The organism is Streptococcus gordonii, from assembly GCF_001553855.1.
Classification (GTDB): domain Bacteria; phylum Bacillota; class Bacilli; order Lactobacillales; family Streptococcaceae; genus Streptococcus; species Streptococcus gordonii.
On the sequence record NZ_LQWV01000011.1, the window covers coordinates 20,875 to 21,093 of the forward strand.

1 protein-coding gene is annotated in these 219 nt (G+C 40.2%); it reads left to right on the plus strand.

Annotated features, from left to right (window positions below):
* The coding region (locus AWH02_RS11345; protein ID WP_201785213.1) for a G5 domain-containing protein at positions 1-219 on the plus strand (219 nt) is incomplete at both ends.

Sequence of the window (219 nt, forward strand, 5' to 3'; positions counted from 1 at the left end):
AAGGCACAAGAAACACAAAGGTTCAAGGTGTAGATGGAGAGAAGGAAGTAACTTACACAGTTACTAAAGAAGATGGCGTACAAGTTAGCAAGGTTAAGAAGTCAGAGAAAGTGACAAAACCAGCTGTAGATGAAGTCATCGAAGAAGGTACCGGTGCAGTTACTACAACTGAAGAAGTAGTAGAAAAAGAAGTTATCAAGCATGGTAGCTCTACAGTTC